At 70.3% G+C, this 21,131-nt stretch carries 16 protein-coding genes and 1 riboswitch; of the genes, 8 read left to right on the top strand and 8 right to left on the bottom strand.

Annotation, left to right across the window (positions count from 1 at the left end; translation table 11 throughout):
- Window positions 1–325 precede the first annotated feature (325 nt).
- Complete coding sequence (gene nagB, locus QA802_RS27990) at window positions 326–1,111, top strand: glucosamine-6-phosphate deaminase (protein ID WP_334528134.1); 786 nt, start codon at window positions 326–328, stop codon at window positions 1,109–1,111.
- A gap of 97 nt (window positions 1,112–1,208) precedes the next feature.
- On the opposite strand, the gene QA802_RS27985 is transcribed toward nagB, so the two are convergent.
- The 4 genes from QA802_RS27985 to QA802_RS27970 all read right to left on the bottom strand — a co-directional run bounded on the left by QA802_RS27985 (window position 1,209) and on the right by QA802_RS27970 (window position 5,927).
- Window positions 1,209–2,735 carry a glycoside hydrolase family 3 protein gene (locus QA802_RS27985; protein ID WP_334528132.1) on the bottom strand — a complete coding sequence of 509 codons (1,527 nt, stop codon included), beginning with the start codon at window positions 2,733–2,735 and terminating at the stop codon, window positions 1,209–1,211.
- A gap of 7 nt (window positions 2,736–2,742) precedes the next feature.
- On the bottom strand, window positions 2,743–3,591 hold the full coding sequence (locus tag QA802_RS27980) for a carbohydrate ABC transporter permease (protein WP_334528130.1): 849 nt from the start codon (window positions 3,589–3,591) through the stop codon (window positions 2,743–2,745).
- On the bottom strand, window positions 3,588–4,571 hold the full coding sequence (locus QA802_RS27975) for a carbohydrate ABC transporter permease (RefSeq protein WP_334528128.1): 984 nt from the start codon (window positions 4,569–4,571) through the stop codon (window positions 3,588–3,590). The genes QA802_RS27980 and QA802_RS27975 overlap by 4 nt, the downstream gene beginning before the upstream one ends.
- A 75-nt stretch (window positions 4,572–4,646) precedes the next feature.
- Window positions 4,647–5,927 (bottom strand): extracellular solute-binding protein, encoded by a 1,281-nt coding sequence (locus QA802_RS27970; protein ID WP_334528125.1) that lies wholly within the window; start codon window positions 5,925–5,927, stop codon window positions 4,647–4,649.
- 349 nt (window positions 5,928–6,276) lie between these two features.
- Between QA802_RS27970 and QA802_RS27965 the strand changes: the two genes are divergently transcribed.
- From QA802_RS27965 to mctP, 3 genes are all read left to right on the top strand, one after another.
- Complete coding sequence (locus tag QA802_RS27965; RefSeq protein ID WP_319164944.1) at window positions 6,277–7,041, top strand: GntR family transcriptional regulator; 765 nt, start codon at window positions 6,277–6,279, stop codon at window positions 7,039–7,041.
- A gap of 98 nt (window positions 7,042–7,139) precedes the next feature.
- Window positions 7,140–7,415 (top strand): DUF3311 domain-containing protein, encoded by a 276-nt coding sequence (locus QA802_RS27960; protein ID WP_334528121.1) that lies wholly within the window; start codon window positions 7,140–7,142, stop codon window positions 7,413–7,415.
- Entirely contained in the window at window positions 7,412–9,037 is a 1,626-nt protein-coding gene (gene mctP / locus QA802_RS27955; RefSeq protein WP_334528118.1) for a monocarboxylate uptake permease MctP, read from the top strand. Before QA802_RS27960 ends, mctP begins: the two co-directional genes overlap by 4 nt.
- A 51-nt stretch (window positions 9,038–9,088) precedes the next feature.
- On the opposite strand, the gene QA802_RS27950 is transcribed toward mctP, so the two are convergent.
- Window positions 9,089–12,664, bottom strand: coding sequence for an NACHT domain-containing protein (locus tag QA802_RS27950; protein ID WP_334528116.1), 3,576 nt, complete (start codon window positions 12,662–12,664; stop codon window positions 9,089–9,091).
- A 198-nt stretch (window positions 12,665–12,862) separates the two neighbouring features.
- Here QA802_RS27950 and QA802_RS27945 point away from each other — a divergent pair, with 198 nt between their 5' ends.
- The 3 genes from QA802_RS27945 (at window position 12,863) to QA802_RS27935 (ending at window position 17,146) form a co-directional block, all read left to right on the top strand.
- Entirely contained in the window at window positions 12,863–13,369 is a 507-nt protein-coding gene (locus QA802_RS27945; protein ID WP_334528114.1) for a GNAT family N-acetyltransferase, read from the top strand.
- A 52-nt stretch (window positions 13,370–13,421) separates the two neighbouring features.
- Window positions 13,422–13,557: riboswitch (cobalamin riboswitch) on the top strand.
- 125 nt (window positions 13,558–13,682) lie between these two features.
- A complete protein-coding gene (locus QA802_RS27940; protein WP_334528111.1) occupies window positions 13,683–16,076 on the top strand; it encodes a ribonucleoside-diphosphate reductase subunit alpha in 2,394 nt (797 codons plus the stop codon).
- Window positions 16,076–17,146, top strand: a complete 1,071-nt coding sequence (locus tag QA802_RS27935; RefSeq protein WP_443042185.1) for a ribonucleotide-diphosphate reductase subunit beta — start codon at window positions 16,076–16,078, stop codon at window positions 17,144–17,146. The genes QA802_RS27940 and QA802_RS27935 overlap by 1 nt, the downstream gene beginning before the upstream one ends.
- On the opposite strand, the gene QA802_RS27930 is transcribed toward QA802_RS27935, so the two are convergent.
- Complete coding sequence (locus QA802_RS27930) at window positions 17,059–17,322, bottom strand: hypothetical protein (protein WP_334528108.1); 264 nt, start codon at window positions 17,320–17,322, stop codon at window positions 17,059–17,061. The two genes, QA802_RS27935 and QA802_RS27930, sit on opposite strands and share 88 nt — an antisense overlap.
- A gap of 92 nt (window positions 17,323–17,414) precedes the next feature.
- Between QA802_RS27930 and QA802_RS27925 the strand changes: the two genes are divergently transcribed.
- Window positions 17,415–18,380, top strand: coding sequence for a GlxA family transcriptional regulator (locus QA802_RS27925; protein ID WP_334528106.1), 966 nt, complete (start codon window positions 17,415–17,417; stop codon window positions 18,378–18,380).
- 10 nt (window positions 18,381–18,390) lie between these two features.
- Here QA802_RS27925 and QA802_RS27920 read toward each other — a convergent pair whose 3' ends face one another.
- Window positions 18,391–19,761, bottom strand: coding sequence for a bifunctional albaflavenone monooxygenase/terpene synthase (locus QA802_RS27920; RefSeq protein ID WP_334528103.1), 1,371 nt, complete (start codon window positions 19,759–19,761; stop codon window positions 18,391–18,393).
- Entirely contained in the window at window positions 19,758–20,879 is a 1,122-nt protein-coding gene (gene cyc1 / locus QA802_RS27915) for an epi-isozizaene synthase (RefSeq protein ID WP_443042297.1), read from the bottom strand. Before cyc1 ends, QA802_RS27920 begins: the two co-directional genes overlap by 4 nt.
- Window positions 20,880–21,131: the final 252 nt, after the last annotated feature.

Here is a 21,131-nt window from a genome sequence, read left to right as displayed (position 1 = left end):
TGTGTGGGAGCTTGTTTGTTGTTGTGGGTATTCGGATGCTCTGACATCCACCACGCAGCCTAGCCTGTACGGGTTCCCCCGCGGGACGGATGCGCGGGGCAATTTCCCCGGCGGACTCCGGATCCCGGCCCGCCCACCGCGCCCTTCTGCGCCCGCCGCCCTGCCTCCCGCACCCCGCGTCCCGCACCCCGCACTCTGCGCCCGCACCCCGCACCCCGCGTCCGCAGACGACGGTTCCCGATTCTGTTAGATTGACCTCCTGGATTGGTCTAAACCACATAGCCCTTGCGGGCTCTCGGAGCACCTCTCAGAACGGCAGGCCAGCGTGGAAGTTGTCATCGTTGCGGACGCCCGGTCGGGCGGCGAGCTCATCGCCGAGGCCATGGTCCAGCTGCTTCGGCGCAAGCCGGACGCGCTGCTCGGCGTGGCCACCGGTTCCACCCCGCTGCCCGTCTACGAGGCGCTGGCCGCCCAGGTGCGGGCCGGCGCCGTGGACACCGCGCGCGCCAGGATCGCCCAGCTCGACGAGTACGTGGGTCTGCCCGCCGAGCACCCCGAGTCCTACCGCTCGGTCCTGCGGCGCGAGGTGCTGGAGCCGCTGGGGGTCGGGATGGAGGCGTTCCTCGGTCCGGACGGCGCCGCCGAGGACGTACAGGCCGCCTGCGAGGCCTACGACCGCGCGCTGGCCGCGGCCGGCGGCGTGGACCTCCAGCTGCTCGGGATCGGCACCGACGGGCACATCGGGTTCAACGAGCCGTGCTCGTCGCTGCGCTCGCGCACCCGGATCAAGACGCTGACCGAGCAGACCCGGGTGGACAACGCCAGGTTCTTCGGCGGAGACGTCGAGCAGGTCCCGCACCACGTCGTCACCCAGGGGATCGGGACGATCCTGGAGGCCCGGCACGTGGTGCTGCTGGCCACCGGGGAGGGCAAGGCGGACGCGGTCGCCGCCTCCGTCGAGGGACCGGTCGCCGCCGTGTGCCCGGCCTCCGCGCTGCAACTGCACCCGCACGCCACGGTCGTCGTCGACGAGGCCGCCGCGTCCGAGCTGAAGCTCGCGGACTACTTCCGGCACACCTACGCCCACAAGCCGCACTGGCAGGGGATCTGAGGCGACGCCGCACCACGCTCGCCCCGCGCACCGGCGCCGGATCGACGAAGGCGCCGGGTTCCCGACCAGGGACCCGGCGCCTTCCTCGTCGTCGTGCCTACCCTCCGGCGACGACCTCCGCCGCCGCGCGGGCGCACACCCGGGCAGCGCCGTGGGTGGCGATGTGCAGCGCGCCCCGGGGCGGGGCCTGGGGGACGCCCATCTCGACGACGACGGTGTCCGGACGGGCCGCGAGGAGCGTGTCGAGGGCGGTCGTCATCCAGGGGTGCCGGTGCTCGTCGCGGACCACGGCGACGATCCGCCGCTCCCCCGCCGCGACCAGCGCCGCGTGCCCCGCCTCCGGGCCGGCGAAGCTCCCGGTCCCCGTTCCCGGCAGCAGCCGGACCAGCTCGGCGGCCATCCCCCACGGGGTCTCGTCGCCGACGGCGATGTTGGCGACCGGGGTGAGGGCGGCGACGTACGGCGGGTCGGTGAGCGGGGTGAAGACCTCGTCGCCGGTCAGCCGCAGGGCGCGGCGGGCGGCGATCAGGCCGACGTCGGCGCGTACGCCCCCGGGTACGCCGACGCCTGCCGGCTGCCCGGTCCTGGCCGAGGCTCCCGTCGCCGTCCAGCGGGCGAGGTCGCGGACCCGCCGTGCCGCGTCGGCGAGGCGTTCCTCGGGGAGTTCGCCCGTGCGGACGGCGGTGACCAGGGCATCGCGCAGCCGGCACACCGTCTCGTCGTCGGCGAGGCCGCCGCCCACGCAGATGGCGTCGGCGCCCGCGGCGATCGCGAGGACGCTGCCGCGCTCGATGCCGTAGGTCGCGGCGACGGCCTGCATCTCCATGCCGTCGGTGACGATCAGGCCGTCGTAGCCGAGTTCGTCGCGCAGCAGGGCGGTGAGGACGCGGGGGGACAACGTTGCCGGGTGGGCCGGGTCGAGGGCCGGGACCAGGATGTGCGCGCTCATCACGGCGCGGGTGCCGGCGGCGATGGCCGCGCGGAACGGGGTCAGCTCGCGTTCGGCGAGGACCGCCGGGTCGGCGTCGATGCGCGGGAGCGCGTGGTGGGAGTCGACGGCCGTGTCGCCGTGGCCCGGGAAGTGCTTGGTGCAGGCCGCGACGCCCGCCGACTGCAGGCCGGTGACGTAGGCGGCGGTGTGCCGGGCGACCAGGGCGGGGTCGGCGCCGAAGGAGCGCACACCGATGACCGGGTTCGCGGCGTTGGAGTTGACGTCGGCGGAGGGCGCCCAGTTGAGGTTGACTCCGCAGGCGGCGAGGCGGCGGCCCAGCGCGGCGGCGACCTCCAGGGTGAGCGCGACGTCGTCCACCGCGCCCAGCGCGTGGTTGCCGGGGAAGCTGGAGCCGGTGCGCACCTCGAGGCGGGTGACGTCCCCGCCCTCCTCGTCGATCGCGACCAGGACGTCGTCCCGTTCGGCGCGCAACCGGGCGGTCAGGGCGGCGAGTTGTCCGGGCGAGGCGATGTTCCTGCCGAACAGGCCGACCGACGTCAGTCCCTCGCCGAGCCGGCGCAGCAGCCAGTCGGGGGCGGCGGTGCCGGGGAAGCCGGGCTGCAGGACCGTCAGGGCGTCGCGGGTGAGCCGGTCCTTGTCGAACACGGTGGCGCCGCTGGCGAGTGTGGTCATCGGGGCGTCATCCCTTCACGGCGCCCGCGGTCAGCCCCGCGGCCATCTTGCGCTGGACGAGGAGGAAGAGGGCGACGATCGGCAGCGCCATCATCGTGGCGCCGGCCATCATCGGGGCGTACTCGGTGCCGTGCTTGGTGGAGAAGTTGCTGAGCCACACGGTCGCCGTCTGGTTCTTCTGGCTGAGCAGCATCAGGGCGTACAGGTACTCGTTCCAGGCCTGGATGAAGCCGTAGACCGAGGTGGCGACCATGCCGGGGGCCAGCAGCGGGAAGACGACCCGGACGAAGGCGCCGGTGCGGGTGCAGCCGTCGACCATCGCGGCCTCCTCCAACTCCTTGGGGATGTTGACGATGAAGCCGCGCAGGGTCCACACCGTGAACGGGAGGATGAACGTCAGATAGGTGATGATCAGGCCGGACAGCTTGTCGTACTGGTCCAGGTCGTTCAGCAGCAGGAAGACCGGGATGATCATGGCGACGAGCGGGACCATCTGCACCGCCAGGATGCCGACGATGACGACCTTGCGGCCGCGGAAGGCGAACCGGGAGATGGCGAGGGCGGCCAGCATGCCGACGACGACGCCGATCGCGACGACCGCCAGGGAGACGAGCAGGCTGCGGCCCACCGGCCCCCAGAAGTCGGCGATGTGCAGCGCGCGGCTGAAGTTGTCGAAGGTCAGGCGCGTCGGCAGCAGGCCCGGGTCCGGGTCGATCGCGTCCTTGGCCGGTTTGAACGCCGTGTTGAGCATCCAGTAGACGGGGAAGCCGGCGACGGCGAAGACCAGCAGGCCGAGGAGGTTCCAGCCGAGCCGTGACGTCCGGCGCGGCGCGGCGAGGGTGCGCACGCTGGTCATTCCACCTCTCCGATCTTCAGCATCTGGCGCATGTAGACGGCGACCACCCCGAGCAGCAGCAGCACGGTGATCAGCGCGATGGCCGAGCCCTGGCCGTAGTCGTTGACGACGAAGGCGCGGTCGTAGGAGTACGTCGTCAGGAGCTGGAACTCGGGCTCGGGGTGGCCGTTGCGCATGACGAAGACCTGGGGGAAGACGCCCATGTCCCAGATGACCGACAGGGTCGTGAGCATCACGACGATCGGCTTGAGGACGGGCAGGGTGACGTACCGGAAGACGCCCCAGGCGCCGGCGCCGTCGAGGCGGGCGGCCTCCTCCAGCTCGGCGGGCACCTGAGTGAGGCCGGCGCTGAGGGTGATCACCACGAAGGGCACCGCGCCCCAGATGACCAGCAGCATGATCACCGCGAGGCCCTGCGGTCCGCTCGCGAACCAGTTGTGGCCGATCAGCTCGACGCCGGGCAGCCTGCTGAGGACGGCGTTGAGGATGCCGTAGTCGGAGTCGAACAGCCACTTGAAGACGGTGGTCGCGACGATGACCGGCATGCCCCAGCCGGCCACGAGCGCGATGTTGACGAGGGTCTTCACCCAGCCGGAGACCCGCTGGAGGAGCAGCGCGACCATCATGCCGAGGACCATCGTGAGGGTCACGCAGCCGGCCGCGAAGACGATCGTGCGCAGGACGACCTGCCAGAACTCGCCGTCGCCCAGTACGCCCGCGAAGTTGTCGAACCCGACCGACTCGGCCGGCTGGAAGCCCCACAGCTGGGACTGCCCGAACTTCTGGAAGGAGAGGGTGACGAGCCGGACCAGCGGATAGCCCATCACCAGGGCGAGCACCAGCAGGCAGGGGGCGAGGAGCAGCCACGGGGTTCCGGCGGACGTGCGTTTCGCCCGTGGTCCGCCCGGCGGCGCGGGTGGTGGGGGTGACGGCCGCCGCGGCGGCGCCTTGGCAGGGGTGGTCGTGTCTGCGGCACTCATCCGCGCGCTCCTCAGCGGTCCTTCGGGTCGTACGGGGTGCGGGGCCCTGCGCGGGGCAGGGCCCCGCCCCCCAGGTCACTTGTTGTTGATGACCTTGTCGATCGCCGCGTCCGCGTCCTTCGCGGCGGCCTCGACCGTCTTCTTGCCGGTGCCGATGCTCTGGAGCATGGTCTGGAGCACCTGGGCCTTCTCGACCTGGCCCCAGCCGGGGGCCATCGGCACGAACCAGTTGGACTCGGCCGCGGTGGCCGGGACGGCCGTCGCCGGGTCGTTCTTGAGGGTCGCGAGGTCGGTCTTGTTGTTGGGCAGGTTGCCCTTGGCGATCAGGCCCTTCTGTCCGGCGGGACCGGTGAAGGCGTTGATCCACTCGGCGGCCAGGCCCTGTGCGTCGGACTTCACCGGGACGGCGAGGTCGGAGCCGCCGAGGAAGACGGGGAGGTTCTTGCCGGACGGGCCGGGCATCACGAAGTTCTCGACGTTGCCGGCGAGCTTGCCGGTCTTGTCGTTCTCCTTGGCGGCGGCGGTCGCGCCCTCCCAGGCGGGGGCGAAGATCATGCCGGACTTGCCCTGGCCGTAGACGATGTAGCGGTCGGACTCGTCCTTGGTCTTGTCGCCGTGCATGTACGAGTCGAGGACCTTCTTGAACTCGTCGAGGCCCTTGAGGGACTCCGGCGAGGACAGGTCGGCCTTCCACCGGCCACCGTCCTCCTCGGCGATGGAGCCGCCGGCGTCGTAGACGAAGGACATGGCCGCGTACCAGTCGCGGGAGGGCTGGTACCAGGCGGAGAACTTGCCGCCCTCCTTCTGCTGCACCTTGTCGAGCGCCGCGGTGAGCTCCGCGTACGTCTTCGGCGAGGACGTCACACCGGCGGCGGCGAAGACGTCCTTGCGCCAGTTGGCGACGCGGCCGCCGGCGTAGTAGGGAACGCCGTAGGTCTTGCCGTCGTAGGTCACCGAGGCCTTGAGGCCGTCGAGCCAGGCGGCGGAGTTGTCGAACGTGCCCGCGTCGAGGGGGGCGAAGGCGCCCTTGACCATGTAGCCGAGCATCTCGGTGTTGCCCATCTCGACGACGTCGGGGGCCTTGTCGGTGGCGAGGACGGCGTCCAGCTTGGCGTTCTTGTCGGGCCAGCCGTAGTACTCGTGGTTGATCTCGACGCCGGGGTGCTTCTTCTGCACGGCGGCGTCGGCGGCCTTCACCAGCTCGGGCCAGTTGTTCTGCGCGTCGACGGTGAGCCAGACGGTCAGCTCCTTGGCGTCGGCGCCCTTCGAGTCCCCGCTCCCGCTGTCGTCCCCGCACGCCGCGATGGAGACCATCATGCCCGCGATACCGATCGCGGCTATCAGCTTGCGCTTCACGCCATCCTCCTCAGGGATGCCACACCCCCCGCCCACGGGCCGGGACCTCGATCTCTGGACCAATGGTGTAGACCAGTGCGCAGAGCTTGGCTCAGACCAAAAGGCCTGTCAAGGGTGGCCGAACCCCCTCCGACCAGCCGTTATGGGACCTACATATGCAGGAACCTTTAAGTAAGAAGCCGTCGAAAACCCCGGCGCCGGAGGCCGTCGCTCCGGTAGACCATTCGCCTTGGTGGACTAGACCAGCACAGGTTGCGACGGTATACAGAGGGGATCACGGGACGGCGGGACGAGCACCGCCGCGTCCGTGCCACGATGTGATCCACATCCGAGGCCGGGAAGGCAGGACATGAGCACCGACGTCAGCAGTGCGGCGAACGAGGGTGGGGCGACCGTCCGTACCGCGCGCGTGCCCAAGTACTACCGGTTGAAGAAGCACCTGCTCGACATGACGGAGACCCAGTCGCCGGGCACCCCGGTCCCGCCGGAGCGCACGCTGGCGGCCGAGTTCGACACCTCGCGCACGACCGTCCGGCAGGCGCTGCAGGAGCTCGTCGTGGAGGGCCGGCTCGAGCGCATCCAGGGCAAGGGCACCTTCGTCGCCAAGCCGAAGGTCTCCCAGGCGCTCCAGCTCACCTCGTACACCGAGGACATGCGCGCCCAGGGCCTCGAGCCGACCTCGCAACTGCTGGACGTCGGCTACATCAGCGCGGACGACCGGCTCGCCGGGCTGCTCGACATCACGGCCGGCGGGCGGGTGCTGCGCATCGAGCGGCTGCGGATGGCCAACGGCGAGCCCATGGCCATCGAGACGACCCATCTGTCGGCGAAGCGCTTCCCGGCCCTGCGCCGGTCGCTGGCCAAGTACACCTCGCTGTACACCGCCCTCGCCGAGGTGTACGACGTCCGTCTCGCCGAGGCCGAGGAGACCATCGAGACCTCGCTGGCCACGCCGCGCGAGGCGGGCCTGCTCGGCACCGACGTGGGACTGCCGATGCTGATGCTGTCCCGCCACTCGCTGGACCGGACGGGCCTGCCGGTGGAGTGGGTGCGGTCGGTGTACCGGGGCGACCGGTACAAGTTCGTGGCCCGGCTGAAACGGCCCGCCGAGTAGAGGGTCTGTGGAGGGACTTCCGCTGGGCTTATCCGTCACTTACATTGCCTGCGCACTACACGTGTGATCAAGGCGATCGAGTGAGGGCGGAGCCGCCGATGTCAGAGACCCCGGAAGTGACCAAGGGGCCGGTGGTGACGCCGTTGCGCGTCGCCATCGGCCTCTGCCTGTTCGCGCCCTTCGTGGCGATGCTGTGGGTGGGTTCGTACGCGAAGGTGGATCCCGCGTTCATCGGGATCCCGTTCTTCTACTGGTACCAGATGCTGTGGGTGCTGATCTCCACCGTGCTCACGGTCGTCGCGTACAAGCTGTGGCAGTTCGACCAGCGCGGTCGTGCGGGCTCCTCCTCCGCGAAGGGCGGTGCGTCGCGGTGAAGGACGGCGTGAACGGCGTGGCCCTCGCCGTATTCATCTTCTTCTTCCTGGCCGTCACGGTCATGGGCTTCCTGGCCGCGCGCTGGCGCAAGGCCGAGAACGAAAGCCTCGACGAATGGGGCCTGGGCGGCCGGTCGTTCGGCACCTGGGTCACCTGGTTCCTGCTCGGCGGCGACCTGTACACCGCGTACACCTTCGTCGCGGTGCCCGCGGCGATCTACGCGGCGGGCGCGGCCGGCTTCTTCGCGGTGCCGTACACGATCCTCGTCTACCCGCTGATCTTCACCTTCCTGCCCCGCCTGTGGTCGGTGTCCCACAAGCACGGCTATGTGACGACCTCGGACTTCGTGCGGGGCCGGTTCGGCTCGAAGGGCCTGTCGCTGGCGGTCGCCGTCACCGGCATCCTCGCGACGATGCCGTACATCGCGCTCCAGCTGGTCGGCATCCAGGCCGTGCTGGACGTGATGGGCGTCGGCGGCGGCGAGAACACCAACTGGTTCGTGAAGGACCTGCCGCTGCTGATCGCGTTCGGCGTGCTGGCCGCCTACACGTACTCCTCCGGGCTGCGGGCCCCCGCGCTGATCGCGTTCGTGAAGGACACGCTGATCTACATCGTCATCGCGGTGGCGATCATCTACATCCCGATCAAGCTCGGCGGCTTCGACGACATCTTCGCCAAGGCCGGCGAGGCGTTCAGCCAGACCAACCCGGCGACGGGCAAGCCGCGCGGTGCGCTGATCCCGGCCGAACCGGGCCAGTGGACGTACGCGACGCTCGCGCTGGGCTCGGCCCTGGCGCTGTTCATGTACCCGCACTCCATCACGGCGACGCTGTCCTCGCGCAGCCGCGACGTGATCCGCCGCAACACCACGATCCTGCCGCTGTACTCGCTGATGCTGGGCCTGCTCGCGCTGCTGGGCTTCATGGCGATCGCGGCCGGGGTCAAGGTCACCAACGGGCAGCTGGCGATCCCGCAGCTGTTCGAGGACATGTTCCCGTCCTGGTTCGCGGGCGTGGCGTTCGCGGCGATCGGCATCGGCGCGCTCGTGCCGGCTGCCATCATGTCGATCGCGGCCGCGAACCTCTTCACCCGCAACATCTACAAGGACTTCATCAAACCGGACGCGACGCCCAAGGAGGAGACCCGCGTCTCCAAGCTGGTCTCGCTGCTGGTGAAGGTGGGCGCGCTGGTCTTCGTCCTCACCATGGACAAGACGGTGGCCATCAACTTCCAGCTGCTGGGCGGCATCTGGATCCTGCAGACGTTCCCGGCCCTGGTCGGCGGCCTGTTCACCCGCTGGTTCCACCGCTGGGCGCTGCTCGCCGGCTGGGCGGTCGGCATGGTCTACGGCACCTTCGCCGCGTACGGGGTGGCCTCCCCGACCCAGAACCACTTCGGGGGCTCGGCGAAGGAGATCCCGGGCATCGGCGAGATCGGTTACATCGGCCTGACGGCGTTCGTCCTCAACGTCGTCGTCACGGTGGTCCTGACCTTCGTCCTGAAGGCCGCCAAGGCCCCCGAAGGCGTCGACGAGACGAAGCCGTCGGACTACACGGCGGACGCGGGCGACCCGGGCGTGGCGGTGGAGCTGCCCCCCGCTACGGCGGGCACGTCCCACTAGTCCGGGCGGAGGGACCGGCCCAGGGACGCGCGACCGGTGCCGTGAGCGGCGCTAGTCGCGGGTCCGTCGGGCCATCGCGTCCCAGAAGCGGTCCAGTTCGCTGACCCGCATCCCGACCCAGTGCGGGGTCTTCCTGCGCAGCCCCCGGGGCAGCCAGCGCCGGAGGCTGCCGGGCAGCAGTGCCTGCTGCTGGCGGCAGAACGGCTCACGGATCTCTCCCCGGGGCACACCGCCCCGGGGAGGGTACGGGCAGAGCTGGAACTTGCAGTCGGGCAGACACGTCGTGCCCGGTGCGGGCGGGGCGGACGTGCCGATGCACAGCCCCGGCCTCAGCGGCTCCCGGTCCGTGCGGATGCACGGCGGCAACGACATCCCCGGCTGCTCCATGCGGGCCAGCCGTTCCTCGACCTCGTCCGGGTGCCCGTCCCGTTCGACGAGGTTCAGCATCACCAGGACGTCGGCGACCAGGCGTTGGGCGCGCGGGTCGAGGGTGCTCCAGCCGACCGAGGGGGGAATCCACAGGCTGTGCCTGCGGTATCCGCCGGTGTCGCCCGCGCGGGCGCCGATGTTGTCCGCGACGCCCTTCTCGTCGATCCACAGGAACCGCTCGGGCTGTCCGGTCTCCAGGGCGAGGGCGGCCAGGTCGCCGGCCTCGGCGACGAACGGATGCAGGCACCGCCGGGCAGGCCCGCCGTCCGAGGAACCCGGCGCCGCGTTCACCGTGCCCGCCATCGACAGCCAGCGCTGCACCGTCTGTACGGCGGTGGCCCCGCCGAGCAGCTGGAACGGCTGATACCCGTCGGGGCGGCCGCCGGCCATGTCCGGGAGTTCCCACAGGCACAGCGCCTGGAGCAGGCTGAGTTGCGCGTACCAGCAGCGTGACTGCTGCAGCACGGTCTCCGCCTGGCGGATCAGGTCGTCCCGGCCCCCCACGCAGGTGTGCGGGTGCCGGTGGCGCCGGTTGGCCGCGTACTTGAAGCCCTGGGCCAGCGCGGCTTCCAGGGCGAGCGGCAGATCGGGCGTACCGCCGGTGAACTTCGGGTCGAGGTGGCGCAGCCATTTGGTGAGACGTTCCCGGGCCTCGTCGCGATGGGCCTCGTCGACGGAGCCCAGCAGCATCGGGAGCATCCAGGCCCGCATCACGAACTCCCGGAAGAGATCGACCCGTTGCTCGCGGTAGCGCCGGTTCAGTTCCTTGCGGTCCTCCTGCAGCCGCCCGATGTCCTCGTCCGGCGCGCTCCCCGGAGCCGTGCGGACCGCCCGGGCCCTTCTCATCCGCGCGGCCCATGTCTCGTGCTCCCCTCTCTTCCAGGCCTTCAGCCGGTCGAGCCGGTCGTTGTACTCGCGCACCGGGTCGCTGTTCAGGCCGACCCGCTCGCGGATCACGGCGAACGCCGCGTTGCCCCCGCTGCCGAACTCCTGGGCGACGACCAGGCGGATGGAGTAGGAGGGTTCCTTGACGGCCAGTTGGAAGAGCTCCCAGTACAGCGGGGTGGTGTCGATCCGGTCGGAGACCGCCCGCAGCGCGGCCCCCAACTGCTTCAGCGCTCTGCGCTTGGCGTCCCTCAGGGTGCGCCGGTCGCCCTTGATGGCGGGCCAGTGCCGGCGCAACGCGCTCACGATCTCGGCGAGATGCCTCGGGTCGGCCTCGGCGCTCTCGATCTCCAGGGCGGCCGCGTAGAGATCCAGGGCCTTGGGATCGTCGGTGCGCCGGCCCGCGGCGGCGCACAGCCGGCAGGCAAGCGGGCGGCCCCGCACGGGAGCCCGCCGTACCCGCTCCGCGATCTCCCTGCGCACCTCGGCCCGCACCCCGCGCCTGCGGGCCGAAGGGTCCGCCGCCCGCCTCCGGGACAGCAGGACGAGGGCGATGAGCAGTTCACGGCTGGGACCGGGCGGCTGAAGCGCCTGCTCGGTCAGGTCCCCGGCGCCCCGTTCTCCCAGGTGGCTCAGCACACGGCAGCCGAAGTAGGCCTGGATGATGCTGTGCGGGAAGCGGACCCTGTGCTCGAAGCCCTCCACCAGCCTGAGCCTGCTCGCGTACGCCGCAAAGCGGGCGAGGACGGCATGGCACTGGTCCAGGTTGCCCTCGCGCAGCCGCCTGCCTTCCTGTTCGCCGAGTCGCCGGCACAGCACCTCCCAGATCTGCTGCCGGTGCCAGTCGACGAGCGTGTTGTCCCGCTTGCCGTACTGGTCGAAGCCGCGGCCGGACCACAGGTGCTCGGCGCGGGCCCGGGCGCGCCTGGCCGCGCCGGGATGCAGGATGTTCGGGTCGAGCAGCTCCGCGAAGCCGACCTCCAGCGTGTCCTGGAGCAGTCCGAGGCAGGCCAGGGCGCACACCACTTCGAGCGTGTCACGGCGCTCGCCGGGGGTCAGCGCGACGTCCTCGCGCAGTTTGCCCTCGCACAGCGCCTCGGCCCAGGTCTCCATCAGCCAGAGCCGCAGGGTGGCGCGGTCGCGGCTGCGGGTGATGACGTGCTGCGGGTCGTCCTCCGGACGGTCGTGCTCCAGGATTCCCCGCCGGTGGAGTTCGCGGGCGATCTGGAGGTAGACCGGCGACTCGGTCACCTCCGCCGTCTCCACGATCCAGTCCACCCGGCGCTCGTCGGTGTCCGGCACGTCCGCCTCGACGAAGCGCAGCGCCTCCTCCTCGCTGAGGGGTTCGAGCATCACGATCGCGGCGGAGGTGGTCTCCAGCGGGCTGTGCGGCCGGGAGGCGATCACCAGGGGCAGCTTCTCCTCGCGGGCGCGCTCGATGGCCTGGCGGATGACGTTGTCCCGGTTCTGCTGCCGGCCGTCGTCGAGCAGGGCCTCCTCCAGGCCGTCGGCGAGGACGACCGGTTTGTCGTCGGCGAGGAGTTGCTGCCACACCCGGTCGGTCTTGCTGCGCGCCAGAACCCCCTTGGGCGCCTCCTGGGCGAACCGCTCCCTGGCCAGTCGCTCGAAGTTGAGCTCGGCGCCGTCCGTCGCGTCGCGCAGCCTGATCGGCACCGGTACGGCGTGCTGGCGGGCCAGGAGTTCGGTGAGCCGTACGAGGACGGCGGTCTTCCCCGCGCCGACGCCGCCGACGAGCAGATACGGCCGCCGGGTGTCGCGCTCCCGCAGCCGCTCGGCGATGACCTGGGCGATGTCCTCGCGGCCGACGATCTCGCGGGTGTCGTATCCGGCGGTGGGCACCAGGGCCCGGGGATCCCGCAGGGCCTTGGTGAGGTAACGCCGCTTGGTCCAGCGGTACCACCAGAACAGGAAGAGCGCGGCGGCGATCGAGGCGGCGAGGACCGGACCGACGAACCGGGAGACGATCTCGAATCCCTGGTTGTTCTGCCGCCACTTCTCGAAGCCGGTCGTGTCGTGCGTGACGAGGATGAACACGCCCTCCCCGACCCAGGCGAGCACCGCCAGCACGGCGACCAGCCAGACCGCCCGGGTGACGTTGGCGTAGGAGACCCACCGGCGCCACTTCTTGGGGCGGGCGACGCCGCGGCGGGCCTCCCGACGGATCGTCAGGGAGTGCCAGCGGCCGACGAGCCCGTGCCGCAGGCGGGTTCCCGCCCGCCGGAAAGGCAGCGTGGCCATCGGCGCGTCGCGCGGTCGCTCCTTGCCGGGCGGATGGCGGACGACCCTCGTCATGCCGTTCTCCTTCCGAGTCCCGGGAGCGGTCCCCGGACGGAGGGCTCGCGGACAGAGGACTCGCAGGCAGTGGACTCGCCGGCAGAGGACTCGCGAAAAAGGATTCGCGGGCGGAGGATTCGCGCGGCGTCGGCGGCTACTTCCATGGAAACACTCCCGGTACGCTCCGCAACCCGGGCGTCCGGCAGACTCGGGGCCATGGACATCGCGATACGGCAGGTCGCGCCCGGCGAGTACCGGGCCCTCGGTGAACTCACCGCCCAGGCCTACCTCCAGGACGGTCTCCTCGACTACGGCGAGGAGGACCCGTATCTGCCGGTGTTGAAGGACGTCGCCGCGCGGGCGGCCGCCGCCGAGGTGCTGGTGGCCATGGACGGCGACCGGCTCCTCGGCGGCGTCACCTTCGTGGCCGGTCCCGGCCCGGTCGCCGACATCGCGCGGCCCGGTGAGGCCGAGATCCGTGCGCTCGCGGTCGCGCACGCGGCGCGCGGCCGGGGTGCCGGGGAGGCCCTGGTGCGGGCCTGCCTCGAGCGGGCGCGGGGCACCCGGGGCTGCACGGCCGTCGTCCTGTCGAGTCAGCGCAGTATGCACAGCGCGCACCGGATCTACGAACGTCTCGGTTTCGTCCGCACACCCGAGCGGGACTGGAATCCCGTGCCGCACCTGGACGACCTCACTCTGCTCACCTATCAGTTGACGCTCTGAAACCGCCCCGACACAACATCTGGGGGTGGCGTGACGGGTGAGCACAAGATGTATGCTCATGCTCGCTGTCGCCGCAGGGGAATCCGGTGCGAATCCGGAACTGTCCCGCAACGGTGTACTCGCGTGCATCCCTACCCATATGGGCACGCCTGTTCAGTCCGAGGTCCTGCCGACAGCGCGCCCGGCCGTCCGGTCCGGGTTGCCCTGACGTCCGGGCCTCGTGGAGTGGGCCGGTGGACGCGACGCCCCCGCGCGCTCGTGTGCTGCCCCCTGCCCTGCGCCAGGCCCCCTGCCGAGCGAGGGAGAGCCCCACGTGACCATCGCGCCAGCCGAACCGGCCTCAGTCACCGAGCTGAAGACCGACGGTCCCGGGACCGCGTTGCTGCGTACCCTGACCGAGCTGACCGCCGACCTGCCCGACGCCGACCCCGGCCGGGTCGCCGCCGCCGCGCTGCGCGGCCGGTCCGCCCGGGCCGACGAGGCGGAGCTGCGCGAGCTGGCCACGGAGGCGGCCGCCGGCCTGATCGCCGAGGACCCCGCCTACTCGAAGCTGGCCGCCCGGCTGCTGACGATCTCCATCGCCGCGGAGGCCGCCTCCCAGGGCGTCACCTCGTTCACCGCGTCGGTCGCCGTCGGCCACCGCGAGGGCCTGATCGCGGACCGCACCGCCGAGTTCGCGCGCATCCACGCGGCCCGTCTCGACGCGCTGATCGACACCGCCGCCGACGACCGCTTCGGCTACTTCGGACTGCGCACCCTGCACAGCCGCTACCTCCTGCGGCACCCGATCACCCGCAAGGTGGTCGAGACGCCCCAGCACTTCCTGCTGCGCGTCGCCGCCGGTCTGGCGGATGGGGGCACCCCCTCCGGGGGAAACACGGCGCGCGCCCTGGACGAAGTCGCCGCGCTCTACCGGCTGATGAGCCGGCTGGAATACCTGCCGTCCTCCCCCACGCTCTTCAACTCCGGCACCCGGCACCCGCAGATGTCGTCCTGCTACCTCCTCGACTCCCCGCTGGACGAGCTGGACTCCATCTACGACCGTTACCACCAGGTGGCCCGGCTGTCGAAGCACGCCGGCGGCATCGGGCTGTCGTACTCCCGCATCCGCAGCCGGGGTTCGCTGATCCGCGGCACCAACGGGCACTCCAACGGCATCGTGCCGTTCCTCAAGACCCTGGACGCCTCCGTCGCCGCCGTGAACCAGGGCGGCCGGCGCAAGGGCGCGGCGGCGGTCTACCTGGAGACCTGGCACTCCGACATCGAGGAGTTCCTGGAGCTGCGGGACAACACCGGTGAGGACGCCCGGCGCACGCACAACCTGAACCTGGCGCACTGGATCCCGGACGAGTTCATGCGCCGGGTCAACGCCGACGAGCCGTGGTCGCTGTTCTCCCCGGCCGACGTGCCCGAGCTGGTCGACCTGTGGGGCGACGAGTTCGACGCGGCCTACCGCAAGGCCGAGGCGGACGGCCTGGCGAAGAAGACCATCCCGGCCCGTGACCTGTACGGCCGCATGATGCGCACCCTCGCGCAGACCGGCAACGGCTGGATGACCTTCAAGGACGCGGCCAACCGCACCGCCAACCAGACGGCCGAGCCGGGCCACGTCGTGCACTCCTCCAACCTCTGCACGGAGATCCTGGAGGTCACCGACGACGGCGAGACGGCGGTGTGCAACCTGGGCTCGGTGAACCTCGGCGCGTTCGTCGACACGGCGGCCGGCGACATCGACTGGGAGCGGCTGGACGGGACCGTCCGCACGGCCGTCACGTTCCTCGACCGCGTCGTCGACATCAACTTCTACCCGACCGAGCAGGCGGGCCGGTCCAACGCCCGCTGGCGTCCGGTCGGGCTGGGCGCGATGGGCCTCCAGGACGTCTTCTTCCAGCTGCGGCTGCCCTTCGACTCTCCCGAGGCCAAGGCCCTGTCCACCCGTATCGCCGAGCGGGTCATGCTCGCCGCCTACGAGGCCTCCGCGGACCTGGCCGAGCGGAGCGGTCCGCTGCCGGCCTGGGAGAAGACCCGTACGGCCAGGGGCGTGCTGCACCCGGACCACTACGGCGTCGAGTTCGCCTGGCCCGAGCGCTGGGCGGCACTGCGCGAGCGGATCGCCTCGACGGGTCTGCGCAACTCCCTGCTGCTCGCCATCGCGCCCACCGCCACCATCGCCTCCATCGCGGGCGTCTACGAGTGCATCGAGCCGCAGGTGTCGAACCTGTTCAAGCGCGAGACGCTGTCCGGGGAGTTCCTCCAGGTCAACTCGTACCTGGTGCGCGAGCTCAAGGAGCTCGGCGTCTGGGACGCCCGTACCCGTGAGGCGCTCCGCGAGGCGAACGGCTCGGTGCAGGGCTTCGCGTGGATCCCGGCCGAGGTGCGGGACCTGTACCGCACGGCGTGGGAGATCCCCCAGCGCGGCCTGATCGACATGGCCGCCGCCCGTACCCCGTACCTCGACCAGGCGCAGTCGCTGAACCTGTTCCTGGAGACGCCGACGATCGGCAAGCTCTCCTCGATGTACGCGTACGCGTGGAAGTCGGGCCTGAAGACGACGTACTACCTGCGCTCGCGCCCGGCCACCCGGATCGCCCGGGCCGCCCAGGCCCAGGCGCAGCCGGAGAAGACCGTCCCCGTGCAGCAGGCCGCCGACCCCGACGCCGTCGCCTGCTCCCTGGAGAACCCCGAGTCCTGCGAGGCCTGCCAGTAATGACCACCGCACCCGAGAAGACCGACAGGGCCGACAAGGCCGACAAGGCCGTGACGACCGGCAAGGCCGAGAAGAACCTGCTCGACCCGGGCTTCGAGCTGACCCTGCGTCCGATGCGCTACCCCGACTTCTACGAGCGCTACCGGGACGCCATCAAGAACACCTGGACCGTCGAGGAGGTAGACCTCCACTCGGACGTCACCGACCTGGCGAAGCTGTCCGAGGGCGAGCAGCACATGATCGGCCGGCTGGTCGCGTTCTTCGCGACGGGCGACTCGATCGTGGCGAACAACCTCGTGCTGACGCTGTACAAGCACATCAACTCCCCCGAAGCGCGCCTGTACCTGTCCAGGCAGCTCTTCGAGGAGGCCGTGCACGTCCAGTTCTATCTGACGCTGCTGGACACCTATCTGCCCGACCCGGACGACCGGGCGGCGGCCTTCGCTGCGGTGGAGAACATCCCGTCCATCCGCGAGAAGGCCGAGTTCTGCTTCAAGTGGATCAACGAGGTGGAGAAGCTGGAGCGGCTGGAGTCGCAGGCCGACCGGCGCCGCTTCCTGCTCAACCTGATCTGCTTCGCCGCCTGCATCGAGGGCCTGTTCTTCTACGGCGCGTTCGCGTACGTCTACTGGTTCCGCAGCAGGGGCCTGCTGCACGGTCTGGCCACCGGGACCAACTGGGTGTTCCGCGACGAGACCATGCACATGAGCTTCGCCTTCGAGGTCGTCGACACGGTCCGCAAGGAGGAGCCGGAGCTCTTCGACGACCTCCTCCAGAAGCAGGTCACCGACATGCTCCGGGAGGCCGTCGAGGCCGAGCTGCAGTTCGGGCGCGACCTGTGCGGCGACGGCCTGCCGGGCATGAACACCGAGTCGATGCGGCAGTACCTCGAGTGCGTCGCCGACCAGCGTCTGGTGCGGCTCGGCTTCGCCCCGGTGTACGGCTCGGAGAACCCCTTCTCCTTCATGGAGCTGCAAGGCGTTCAGGAGCTGACCAACTTCTTCGAGCGCCGTCCCTCGGCGTACCAGGTCGCGGTGGAGGGCACCGTGGACCTGGACGAGGACTTCTGAGTCCTGGTCCGGGCCAGGTTCCGGGTCCCGGGCCGCGCGGCCGATGCGGCCTGCGCGGCCTCGGCGGCCTTCAGCTGGCGGTCGATCCGGCGCTCGTGGAGATGTCCCACGAGCGCCGGACCGGCGAGGAGGAGGAAGAGGGCCAGGACGGTGAGGTACTCGCTGAGTGCGTTCATGAGGTAAGCGTCGTACGCGCCGGACGCTCCTGATAGTGGCAGGACTGCCGTACACCTTCAAATTACTGCCACTTCCGGTGCACACTGGCGGCATGCTGAACAACGTGGCCGCGATCCTCCTGGACGGTGTGCACCCCTTCGAACTGGGCGTCGTCTGCGAGGTCTTCGGGATCGACCGCAGTGACGAGGGGCTGCCGGTCTACGACTTCGCCGTCGCCTCGGCCCAGGGGCCGACGCTGACCACCCACGCCGGGTTCACGATGACCACCCGGCACGGTCTGGAGCGGCTGGAGAGCGCCGACCTGATCGCGGTGCCGGCCGGGGACGCCTATGGCGAGCGGGACTTCCCGCCGGAGCTGCTCGACGCGCTGCGCCGGGCCGTGGACCGCGGCACGCGGGTGCTCAGCGTCTGCTCGGGGGTGTTCGTGCTGGGCGCGGCGGGGCTGCTGGACGGGCGGCGCTGCGCGGTGCACTGGCGGCACGCCGAGCAGCTGGCCCGGCAGTATCCGCGCACCACCGTGGAACAGGACGTGCTGTACGTCGACGAGGGCTCGGTGATCACCTCGGCCGGGACGGCGGCGGGCATCGACGCCTGTCTGCACATCGTCCGCAAGGAGCAGGGCCCGGAGGTCGCCAACCGGATCGCCCGGCGGATGGTGGTGCCGCCGCACCGGGACGGCGGCCAGGCCCAGTACATCGAGCGGCCGCTGCCCCGGTCGCGGTGCGACACCGTCGGCGAGGTGCTCGCGTGGATGGAGCAGCACCTCGGCGAGGAGGTCACCGTCGAACAGCTCGCGGAGCGCGCCCACATGTCCCCGCGCACCTTCGCCCGCCGTTTCCAGCAGGAGACGGGCACCACCCCCTACCGCTGGCTGCTGCGTCAACGGGTGCTGCTGGCACAGCAGTTGCTGGAGGCCACGGACGAGACGGTGGACGCGATCGCCTGGCGTGCCGGGTTCGGCACGGCGGGGGCCCTGCGCCACCAGTTCGTGCAGGCGCTGGGGACGACCCCCAACGCCTACCGGCGCACGTTCCGCGGCCCGCAGGCCGTCGCCTGAGCCGCGGTTCTCACCCGGGTATCGCCCGCAGCAGCAGCCGGCGGGGGCGGAGCGTGATGCCGATGTGCGTCCGGTTGTCTGAGCCGGGGGCCGGCTCGAAGCGGAACGCGTTCGCCACCACCGCGGCGATCAGCGTCAGCTCGGCCATCGAGAAGTGGTCGCTCGGGCACTTGCGGTTGCCGACGCCGAACGGCGTCATGGCGTACTTCGGCAGCTCCGGGGAGCCGCCGGGCAGCCAGCGGTCGGGGTCGAACTCGGCGTGCCGCTCGTACGACCGCGGATCGCGCTGAACCGCGTACGGGCTGTACACGATGTCGGCCCCGGCGGGAATGCGGTAACCGCCGAGCTCCGTGTCGGTCACCGCGCGCCGGGTCAATATCCATACGGCGGGATACAGCCGCATGGTCTCGACGACGACATTGGCGGTGTGCCGGAGCTTTCGGACGTCGTCGAATGCGACCGGCCGGTCGCCGACAACGTTTTTCACCTCTTCGCGGATCTTGTCCACTTGATCCGGGTGCTCGGTGAGGACGTGGAGCAACGACATGACCACCGAGCCGGCGGTTTCGCTGCCCGGGGTGAGTATCGCGACGACCTGGTCGTGGATCTCCTGTTCCCCGATCGGGTCGCCATTCTCGTCCGTCGCCTCCAGCAAAGCTGTCAGCAAATCGTTCGGTTTTTGACCGGATGCCCGGCGGTCGGTGACGATCTCGTCCACCAGTCGATGCAGATCGGCCAGCGCCCGGTTGAATTCGCGGTTGGCCGGAATCGGTACCCGATAAAGCGGCCCGAGGGGTACCACCATGCGCTGGTACATACCGGCGAACAGCGTGGCGAGCGCGGAGGTGATGCGCTCGGACCGGGCGTCCATGTAGCTGCCGCGCATCAGGCAGCGGGCCGAGATGCGCACGGAGACCCGGAAGGCCTCCGCGGTGACGTCGAGGACCTCGCCCTTCGACCAGCGGTCGACGAGCGCGTACGCCTCCTCCTCCATGATCGGACCGTAGCCGGGGATGGCGTCGAGCCGGAACGCGGGCTGGATCGTGCGCCGCTGGCGGCGGTGCAGCGGACCGTTGGCCGTGGCCACGCCCTCTTTGCCGAGCAGGCTCTCCAGGGACTCCCACAGGGGGCCGGAGATGATGTAGTCGGGGCTGAGCGCCAGTGCCCCGGTGAGGTCCGGCGCGGTGACGGCGTACACCGTCTTGGGGCCGAGCCTGAGGCGGACGACGTCGCCGTGGTCGCGGAGCCGGGCCAGGAAGGCCAACGGGTCGCGGGCCAGCCGCCAGCCGTGTCCGAGGAGCGGCACCCTGCCACCGGCCAACGGTGGCTCACGCAGTTCGGGCGCCGCGGGGGTCGCGGGTTTCACCGACTCGACGGTCATTTCTCACCTGCCGCTTCGTTGTTGACGTACGGGGGCGTGGACCGGTCGTCCCAGCTGTCGACCATGTAACGGCCGGACTCGTGGTGGAACCAGTAGACGGAACTGAACCAGTTCCGCATATTGCCGAGGCAGGCCCGCACGGCGCCGCCCAGTTGCATTCCGCGGGCAGTTCCGTCGGTGAGCCGGTCGGCGATCCGCAAGACATCCTTCTCGACGGCGAGGAACTCGGAAATGCATTCCTCGATGCGTCGCCGGATATCCTGCACAGCCTCTTCGATAGTCATTCCCTCATGGGTGACGAGACTGATTCCGAGATTGTGCACCTCGTCACCCGCCAATTCCTTGGGGAGCGAGCAGAGGTCGTTGTACCAGGCGGCGAAATCCTGACTCAGCAGGGCCGCGCGCCGATAGGACGGGTGTTTCCGCACCGAGTCCGGGAGTTCGCATGCCGCGCTCGGCTCCAGCAGGTCGGTCCAGATCCAGTGCGCGAAGGTGAGCCGGCGCAGGGCGAGGTATTCCTCGACGCCGGGAATGCGTCCGTCGACACGGTTGTGGAATTCCCGGTCGTACGCCTCGATCACGGTGTGGAAGTGCCGGGTGAACCGGGCGTTCCAGGTGCCGGGAAGGAAGGTGAACAGCCTGCCCACGCTGTCCGCGAGTCCGGCGACCAGCGGATCCCGGTGGCCCAGATGCTCCGCCGGGGAGTCCAGGGCCGCGTGCAAGCGGAACCTGAGCTGTCGCCAGGAGGACACCCGGCCGTGCACGACGTCACGGTCGTGCCGGTCGTCCCAGACGAAGAACCAGGCGCTGTAGTCGGCTATGGCCTGCATGACCGCGTCGGGTGCGCCGAGGTAGTAGCCCGCCATCAAGTCCGTGTAGCAAAGACCGTCGGCATATTCTGCGACCTTCTCCGCCGACATCAGCCGCTTTTCCAGCAGCCAGGAGCGGGTGTTCTCCTGCAACCGGGGCCAATACGGGTGCAGTTGCCGGGGAAACGCCGCCTCGATGACCGGAAGAGAGAGCGAGGGAGGGACCGCGGGCACGGTCACCGTCGCCGTGGTGCTGTATGTGGTGCTGTATGTGGTGCTGCAAGTGGTGCTGTATGGGAAAGCTGGCACGAAACAACCCCTCTCAGCCGCCAGTGGGCGCACACCCCTCCCGCCGTGCCGGGCGTGCGCCGTTGCGTATCCCCGCTCATCCCATTCAGCACTACAACTGACCGTTCTGGGAACGGATTTGCTTCATTCACTACTCCAACATGCCGGGAATCCGCCCCCAGGTGACTGATTACGGATCAGCAGATGTGCAGTAGTTGTGCGTAAGCGACCGAACGTCCGTCGGACACACGAACGACGCCGACCGGGAGAAGT

The sequence above is a fragment of the Streptomyces sp. B21-105 genome (genome assembly GCF_036898465.1).
GTDB lineage: Bacteria > Actinomycetota > Actinomycetes > Streptomycetales > Streptomycetaceae > Streptomyces.
Note: the sequence above shows the minus strand (reverse complement) of the source record. Positions and strands in the feature narration are given on the sequence as shown.

Bases quoted from the DNA above. Each gene is read 5' to 3' on its own strand.
- QA802_RS27925 (WP_334528106.1), top strand. From the start codon at position 17,415: ATGCTGAACAACGTGGCCGCGATCCTCCTGGACGGTGTGCACCCCTTC.
- QA802_RS27960 (WP_334528121.1), top strand. From the start codon at position 7,140: ATGTCAGAGACCCCGGAAGTGACCAAGGGGCCGGTGGTGACGCCGTTG.
- QA802_RS27985 (WP_334528132.1), bottom strand. From the start codon at position 2,735: ATGACCACACTCGCCAGCGGCGCCACCGTGTTCGACAAGGACCGGCTC.
- QA802_RS27945 (WP_334528114.1), top strand. From the start codon at position 12,863: ATGGACATCGCGATACGGCAGGTCGCGCCCGGCGAGTACCGGGCCCTC.
- QA802_RS27975 (WP_334528128.1), bottom strand. From the start codon at position 4,571: ATGAGTGCCGCAGACACGACCACCCCTGCCAAGGCGCCGCCGCGGCGG.
- QA802_RS27950 (WP_334528116.1), bottom strand. From the start codon at position 12,664: ATGACGAGGGTCGTCCGCCATCCGCCCGGCAAGGAGCGACCGCGCGAC.
- QA802_RS27980 (WP_334528130.1), bottom strand. From the start codon at position 3,591: ATGACCAGCGTGCGCACCCTCGCCGCGCCGCGCCGGACGTCACGGCTC.
- QA802_RS27965 (WP_319164944.1), top strand. From the start codon at position 6,277: ATGAGCACCGACGTCAGCAGTGCGGCGAACGAGGGTGGGGCGACCGTC.
- QA802_RS27920 (WP_334528103.1), bottom strand. From the start codon at position 19,761: ATGACCGTCGAGTCGGTGAAACCCGCGACCCCCGCGGCGCCCGAACTG.
- QA802_RS27935 (WP_443042185.1), top strand. From the start codon at position 16,076: ATGACCACCGCACCCGAGAAGACCGACAGGGCCGACAAGGCCGACAAG.
- QA802_RS27930 (WP_334528108.1), bottom strand. From the start codon at position 17,322: ATGAACGCACTCAGCGAGTACCTCACCGTCCTGGCCCTCTTCCTCCTC.